The sequence below is a fragment of the Pseudorhizobium halotolerans genome, assembly GCF_902153235.2.
In the GTDB taxonomy this organism is placed as follows: Bacteria; Pseudomonadota; Alphaproteobacteria; order Rhizobiales; family Rhizobiaceae; genus Neorhizobium; species Neorhizobium flavum.
This window is the reverse complement of record NZ_CABFWE030000005.1, coordinates 440,154-446,937: the sequence shown is the minus strand read 5'-3', so window position 1 is coordinate 446,937 and position 6,784 is coordinate 440,154. Positions and strand designations below refer to the sequence as shown.

The following is a 6,784-nucleotide window of genomic DNA, read 5'->3' as shown; positions in this document are numbered from 1 at the left end:
AAGCCGGTCCTGCGGCAAATCTCCCGGATCGATAGATGCTCTCGAAAATGCCAGCGTCGGATTACGCTCAGTAACGCCATGTCGATCACTCCAGAGCCCCCGCTGAAAACATGCGAGGGACGGTTGAAACATGGGTCAATTCTCAATGGAAATATCGGGCTGCGCCGGGTCAGCTCTCAGTGGAAATCAACAGATGAAGGATGGCCAGTATGAGGTTCTTGATGGCGCGGCCGTTCGCGTTCTCCTCGACAACGAGGATGAGTCGCCGATCGAGCCTTGATGGCGCAAGCATTGTTCTGGCTTGCGGATATGATCGATCATGGAGGATCCTGTGCCGACCTTAGCTGCTCTGTTCAAGGATCTTAAAACCGCGCAGGTCGCGGCGGCCAAGCTTTCCGCCTCTGGCGTCCCCGAGGACCATACCAGTATCATCTCCAATCAGAGCGAACATCTCACAACCGACATCGACCCGGTCGAAAGCACGACAATCGGAGCCAGTGTCGGTGCGGTCGGCGGTGGCGCTCTCGGTCTGGTCGCCGGGCTTGCTCTCATGCCTGTCTCGGGACTGGGTCTGGTGGGAGTGCTGGGGTGGCTGGCGACAAGCCTTGCGGGAGCCTCGGCGGGTGTCGTAGCGGGGGCAACGGCCACGAGCGTCTATGACGTATTATGCACCAGCGGGGCGCCGGAGAAAGAGGCGCATTTCTACACAGAGGGGTTGCGCGCTGGTGGTACCTTGGTTGCCGTCAAACGGTCGGGAACTCCGGTAGCATCGGGGATATCCTGCGCTCCGCCGGTGGAGCCTTTGCTGCTCCTGAGGAGGATATTCCATAGCCAAACGATCGAGCCTCTCGATCGTTTCCGAAGATGATTCCTCACGTCGGGAAGGAATGTCAATCGTGTCGCCGGCCAAGCGTTTCTAGGAAAGTATCGGCCTGGCTTCCGCCTCAGAGGACAACAGCGCTTCGATTATCAGCTTCTCGGAATTGAGATGCCGACGCAGCACTCCATCATCGATGCTGACCAGCACCTGCTCAGGGTTGAGCTAACTAGCGTTTACCTCTGAACCAGACCCAGGATTGGCGCCGCACCGACGGCAGCAGCAGTGCGGGGACACAGCCGAGAGACTCGCCCTTAGGCAGCAATGTCATCCCAACGGCTTGTAGGCGATCACGTCCATCTCGACTTTCACGTCCACCATCATTGGAGACTGGACCGTGGAACGGGCTGGCGGGTGGTCTATGAAGTGCTTCTGGAAGACCGCGTTGAAGCTTGAGAAGTCACGGGCGTCGTCGAGCCATACATTGACCTTCACCACGTCCTCCAGCGTGCAGTCCGCAAGTGCGAGAACGGATCTGATGTTCTCGATCACCTGTTCGGTCTGCGCCACGATGTTGCCGACGATAACCTCGCCTCCGACCGTGGGAACTTGACCCGATACATAGACGAAATCGCCAGCACGGACGGCTTTTGCGAAGGGACGGCGCTGGCCGCCTGCCTGGCTGTCGGCGACGTCATAGCGGATCAGTTTCTTGTTGGTCATGGAATGCGCTTTCTGTTTGGCAAGGCCGGGCGTCAAGGCCGGGTCACAGCGTTTCCTGCACGAAGTGCATGGGTGAAACTTCACGATACGCCCGTTTGGGCGGGACGTAGTCAAAAGCGCGGACTGGGCTTTTGATCTCTTCCGAAAGTGGTGGGGCCATCTGGCCGCGCCGGGTCGGGTCCGGGATCGGCACCGCGGATATCAGCCGTCGGGTGTATGGGTGCTGGGGGTTTTCGAAGATAGCCGCCCGCGGCCCGATCTCGACAATCTCCCCGAGGAACATCACGGCTACCCGATGGCTCATACGCTCGACCACGGCCATGTCATGGGAGATGAACAGATAGGCGAGGCCATGCTGCTGCTGCAGATCCAGCAGGAGATTGGAGACTTGCGCCTTGACCGACACGTCGAGGGCCGAGACAGCCTCGTCGGCTACGATGAATTTCGGTTCGAGCGCAAGTGCTCGCGCGATCGAGATTCGCTGGCGCTGGCCGCCGGAGAATTCATGCGGGTGCCGATCAGCCATTGCGGCGGAGAGGCCCACCTGTTCGAGAAGCTGCGACACACGCAGCTTTGCCTCCTTGCGGCCCATCAGGCGATGGGCGAGGATGGGCTCAGCAATCGCGGAACCCACGGTGATGCGCGGATTAAGGGAGGCGAATGGGTCCTGAAAGATCATCTGCGAGGAGCGGCGCATCTCACGCAACTTGCGGTTATCTGCTTTTGTGACATCCTGCCCGTCGATCACGATCGACCCGGCAGTTGGGGTGAGGAGCCTGATGATGGCGCGGCCGGTCGTCGACTTGCCGCAGCCGGATTCGCCCACCAGCGCGAGTGTCTCGCCAGGGCGCAGGTCGAAGGACACATCTTCCACGGCATGAACACGCCCGTTCGGAAGATCGAAACGGACCGCGAGGTTATCGACCCTGAGGATCGGTTCCACCGTCTGTGGAACCGGGTTCATCTCGATGCCATCCGTCGCTTCTCCGGTTGCCGGATCGACCTCCGGGAACCGCCGCGGTGCGTTCGCAGCGCCCATCGTGCCGAGCCGCGGGATGGAAGCGAGCAGCGATTTCGTGTAGACGGCCCTCGGATTGGCAAAGATTTCGTGCGTTGAACCGGTTTCGACCATGTCCCCGCGAAACATCACCACGGTGCGGTCTGCTATTTCTGCAACGACGCCCATGTCGTGGGTGATGAACAGGATGCCCATGTTCTCCTCCCTCTGCAGTTCGCGCAGGAGGTGAAGGATCTCGGCCTGGATGGTCACGTCGAGGGCCGTTGTCGGTTCGTCGGCGATCAGCAGCTTCGGCCGGCAGGCGAGCGCCATGGCGATCATGACGCGCTGGCGCATGCCTCCGGAGAATTTGTGCGGGTATTCGTGCAACCGGGTCTTGGCGGCTGGAATGCGAACACGCTCCATCAGGCGCAGGGCTTCGGCTTCCGCTTGCCCCCATGACAGGCCGCGATGCAGGACAAGGGCCTCGGCAATCTGGTTGCCGATGGTGAAGACCGGGTTGAGTGAGGTCATCGGCTCCTGGAAGATCATGCCGATGGAGCCGCCGCGGACGGAGCGCATCTGCTTGTCACTCATCTTCAGGACATCTGTGCCCTCGAGCAGAATCCGGCCTTCGATACGGGATCGTCCTGCAGGCAGAAGCCGCATGGTGGACAGCGCCGTGACGCTCTTGCCGGAACCGGATTCGCCGACGATGGCAACCGTTTCGCCTGCATCTACATGCAGGTTGATATCGCGGATGACCGGGATCCAGCCTTCCGACGTCTTGAACGAGGTGGTCAGGTTCTCGACGGCAAGCACCGGCGGCGTCGTGGTCATGGCAGTGGTCATGATCAGCTTTCCTTGGCCAGTCGTGGATCAACGAGGTCGCGCAGGCCGTCCCCGAGCAACTGCAGCGAGAGAACCGAGAACACGATAGCCAGTCCCGGGAAGATCATCAGCCACGGGGCGTTGTTCATGTATTCACGGCCGGACGCGAGCATCGTCCCCCAAGTCGGCATGTCGGTGGAAACGCCGACGCCAAGGAATGAGAGGCTTGCTTCCGCCAGCATTGCCGAAGCAAAGACAAAGGTCGCCTGAACCAGGATGGGGGAGGCGAGGTTGAGCAGGACATGCCGGGCAAGGATTTGCCAGGTGGGCAGGCCCATGGCGACCGCCGCCTCGATATAGGGTAGTTCGCGCAGGACGAGCGTCGAGCCGCGTACAATCCGGGCGAGGCGGGGGGCATAGGTTATCCCGAGCGCGATAATGACAGTCGAAAGCGAGGGGCCGAGTGCAGCAACCAGCGCGATCGCGAGCAGGATGTCCGGGAAGGACATCATTGCGTCGAGGAGGCGGGAGATGGGCGCATCCAGGCTGCGGAAGAAACCGGCGGCAACTCCCAGGATCACGCCGAGTACGGTCGAGATTGCGACGACGCCCAGACTGACGAGCAGCGAGATCCGCCCGGCGAAGATAGCCCGCGAAAAGATATCGCGCCCGAATTCGTCGGTTCCAAACAGGTTGGTCATCGACGGCGGCTTCAGTTTGTTGACGATCGAGAGCTTGTTCGGAGCATAGGGGGCAACCCATGGCGCAAGAAGTGCAGCCAGTATGACCACCACCAGGATGACGGTGCCGAGCAGCACCGCCCGGTTGCCGAACAGGCGGCGAAGGCCAGACACCAACGGCAGGGAGACGGAGGCCATCGTGGTCATTGGCGCACCCGTGGATCAACGAGGATATAAAGCATGTCTACGATGAAATTGATGAGCACATAGATGGCGGCGACAACAAGCAATGTTCCCTGAATCACTGGGTAATCGCGCCTCAGTACTGCCGATACGACAAGGTTACCAATCCCGGGCAATCCGAAAACGGTCTCCGTAACGACGGCACCGGCGACGAGTAGCGCGATCGACAGGCCGATGACGGTTATGATCGGGATCAATGCATTCTTCAGCGCGTGTTTCAGGATAACGCGACCTTCACCCGCTCCCTTGGCCCGTGCGGTCCTGACATAGTCGTCACCGAGAACGTCCAGCATGGCGGCGCGGGTGAAGCGTGTGATCAACGCGGAGTTGACGACGCCGAGCGCCACTGCTGGCAGAACAAGATGGTGAAGACGGTCAAGGAAAGAGGTGTCGGGACCACCATAGCCGGAGGCGGGAAACCAGCCCTGGCCGACAGCGAATACCTGGATCAGGATCAGGCCGAGCCAGAAACTCGGCACACTCGCCGCCACCATAGTCAGTGTAACGACGATCTGGTCGAAGATTGTGCCTCGCTTGACTGCGGACAATATCCCGACCGGTAGGGCAATCAGGACGGCGATCAGGATTGAGAACAGGGTGAGGAAGAAAGTCGGCTCCGCCCGTGCGGCAAGTGCCGTCGTGACGGGTTGGTTGAGGAAGATCGACTGGCCGAGATCGCCCTGCAATATGCCCAGCACGAACTGGCCGTATTGCAGGAGGAGCGGCGCATCAAGCCCCAGACGGGTGCGCAGTTGCGCGATGTCTTCCGGGGTCGCATCGGACCCCAGCATGACAGCGGCAGGATCGCCAGGCGTTACGCGAACGATGATGAAGACCACCGTCACGACAAGGGCGAGCACTATGGCCATTCCCCCCAGCCGTTTCACGAGTGCCTGAGCGATCCTTGCCATCAGTCAGTCCTTACTTCTTCGGGCTCACGTTCCAGAAATGCGGCCAGTACGTAGGCTCATAACCATCAACCCCATTGGCGAGACCGGAAACGGCGTTGAAGTTTCCCACCTTGTAGAGCGGAGCATCGTCATAGATGACGGTCTGGATGCCTTCCCAGGCCGCCTTCTTTGCGTCGTCGGTGGTGGCATCCATATAGGCAGCAACTGCCTTGGCCTTCTGCTCGGAGACATACCAGCCCGGATAGGTGTCGGTAATCGTGTTGATCGTCGTCGGATCGCCGGGGAAGTTGGAGTGGGTGATGAAGATGTCCCATTCCTTCGGATCAGCGCGGCGGGTCGTCAGCGTTGCCCAGTCCACCACCTGAAGGTCGACCTTGAAGCCCGCGGCTTCGAGATAGGCCTTTGCGACCTCGCCGATCTTGTAGTGGAACTCATACTGGCGGCTGGTCATCAGGCGCAGTGGCGTGCCATCGTATCCGCCCGCTTCCAGAAGTTTTGCGGCAGCTTCGGGATCGCCCTCACCATAGCGTTCGACGCCGGCTTCGGTGTGCCAGAAGGAGCTTTCCGGGAAGATCGAGGCATCAACGCTGAAGAAGCGGTCGTCGGAGAAGGCCGCCAGCATCATGTCGTTCGGATTGAGTGCGGCCTGAACTGCCTGGCGCAGTTCCTTTTTGACCAGAAGGCCTTCCTTCATGTTCATGTTCATCGACGCCCAGCCGGCATCCTTGAAGATGACGGGCTTGGCGCTGTCGCTTTGTTCGACACGCTCATAGGCGCTGACGGGAAGCGAATCCGCATAGTCGAACTGGCCCGAGATGAGGCCTTCGACGCGGGTATTGGCATCAGGCACGGGCACGAAGCGGATTTCCTTGGCGATCGCCTCGCGCTTGCCGGCATAGTTGCTGACTTCACCTTCCGGAGAGGTATAATCCTCGAAGCGGACGAGCTGGATGTACTGGTCAGGCTTGCGCTCCTTCAGCGCATAGGGTCCGGTGCCGACAAACTCGGTCAAGGTATCCGCGATCTTCTCGGACGGCAGGATGACCGAGGCCTGCGAGAGCGTTGCCAGTAGCGGCGCATAGCGCGACTTCAGCTTGATGACGACAGCGTGATCCCCGTCTTCAGTCAGGCTGTCAACAATCTCGGCAACCTGCTTGCCCTTCGAATTGATCGCCATCCAGCGCTTCAGGGAGGCGGTAACGTCCTTGGCGTCGAAGTCGCTGCCATCGTGGAACTTTACGCCCTCGCGCAGCGGAATCCGATAGGTGAGACCGTCTTCCGACAAAGTGGGCATGTCGGCTGCGAGGAGCGGCACCGACTTCCACTGGGCGTCGTAGGTGTAGAGCGTCTCGAAAATGTGCTGATCGATGGTCAGCACGATATCCGTCGGCGTCTGCATGACGTCAAGGGTTGGCGGTTCGCCGATCGTCGCGACGGTCAGTACGCCGTCGCTTGCCTGCGCCAGAGCCAGGCTGCTTGTGCCGGCCAGTGCTGCCAGAGTGATCAGAGCAAGTACATTCTTCTTCATGGTCATCCCCTTCTTGTGTTGCGTCGTTAATCAATCCGGCCGGCTTTCCTCCCG

7 protein-coding genes are annotated in these 6,784 nt (G+C 60.3%); 2 read left to right on the top strand and 5 right to left on the bottom strand.

Annotation, left to right across the window (positions count from 1 at the left end; translation table 11 throughout):
- The first annotated feature begins 130 nt into the window (after positions 1–130).
- Together FN060_RS07105 and FN060_RS07100 are read left to right on the top strand one after the other, a co-directional pair.
- Complete coding sequence (locus FN060_RS07105) at positions 131–280, top strand: hypothetical protein (protein WP_185929037.1); 150 nt, start codon at positions 131–133, stop codon at positions 278–280.
- Between the two features lie 51 nt (positions 281–331).
- On the top strand, positions 332–868 hold the full coding sequence (locus FN060_RS07100; protein ID WP_142587466.1) for a hypothetical protein: 537 nt from the start codon (positions 332–334) through the stop codon (positions 866–868).
- A 276-nt stretch (positions 869–1,144) separates the two neighbouring features.
- On the opposite strand, the gene FN060_RS07095 is transcribed toward FN060_RS07100, so the two are convergent.
- Genes FN060_RS07095 through FN060_RS07075 form a run of 5 tightly spaced genes read right to left on the bottom strand, consistent with a single transcriptional unit; the run spans position 1,145 to position 6,730 of the window.
- Positions 1,145–1,540 carry a RidA family protein gene (locus tag FN060_RS07095; protein ID WP_142587465.1) on the bottom strand — a complete coding sequence of 132 codons (396 nt, stop codon included), beginning with the start codon at positions 1,538–1,540 and terminating at the stop codon, positions 1,145–1,147.
- 43 nt (positions 1,541–1,583) lie between these two features.
- Entirely contained in the window at positions 1,584–3,389 is a 1,806-nt protein-coding gene (locus FN060_RS07090) for an ABC transporter ATP-binding protein (protein ID WP_142587464.1), read from the bottom strand.
- A 2-nt stretch (positions 3,390–3,391) separates the two neighbouring features.
- A complete protein-coding gene (locus tag FN060_RS07085) occupies positions 3,392–4,246 on the bottom strand; it encodes an ABC transporter permease (RefSeq protein ID WP_413037878.1) in 855 nt (284 codons plus the stop codon).
- Between the two features lie 5 nt (positions 4,247–4,251).
- Positions 4,252–5,193 (bottom strand): ABC transporter permease, encoded by a 942-nt coding sequence (locus FN060_RS07080; protein WP_077548215.1) that lies wholly within the window; start codon positions 5,191–5,193, stop codon positions 4,252–4,254.
- 19 nt (positions 5,194–5,212) lie between these two features.
- Positions 5,213–6,730 carry an ABC transporter substrate-binding protein gene (locus FN060_RS07075; protein WP_142587462.1) on the bottom strand — a complete coding sequence of 506 codons (1,518 nt, stop codon included), beginning with the start codon at positions 6,728–6,730 and terminating at the stop codon, positions 5,213–5,215.
- Between the last annotated feature and the right edge of the window lie 54 nt (positions 6,731–6,784).

Coding starts and splice junctions, on each gene's coding strand:
- FN060_RS07075 (WP_142587462.1), bottom strand. CDS start 6,730: ATGAAGAAGAATGTACTTGCTCTGATCACTCTGGCAGCACTGGCCGGC.
- FN060_RS07090 (WP_142587464.1), bottom strand. CDS start 3,389: ATGACCACTGCCATGACCACGACGCCGCCGGTGCTTGCCGTCGAGAAC.
- FN060_RS07085 (WP_413037878.1), bottom strand. CDS start 4,246: ATGGCCTCCGTCTCCCTGCCGTTGGTGTCTGGCCTTCGCCGCCTGTTC.
- FN060_RS07105 (WP_185929037.1), top strand. CDS start 131: ATGGGTCAATTCTCAATGGAAATATCGGGCTGCGCCGGGTCAGCTCTC.
- FN060_RS07095 (WP_142587465.1), bottom strand. CDS start 1,540: ATGACCAACAAGAAACTGATCCGCTATGACGTCGCCGACAGCCAGGCA.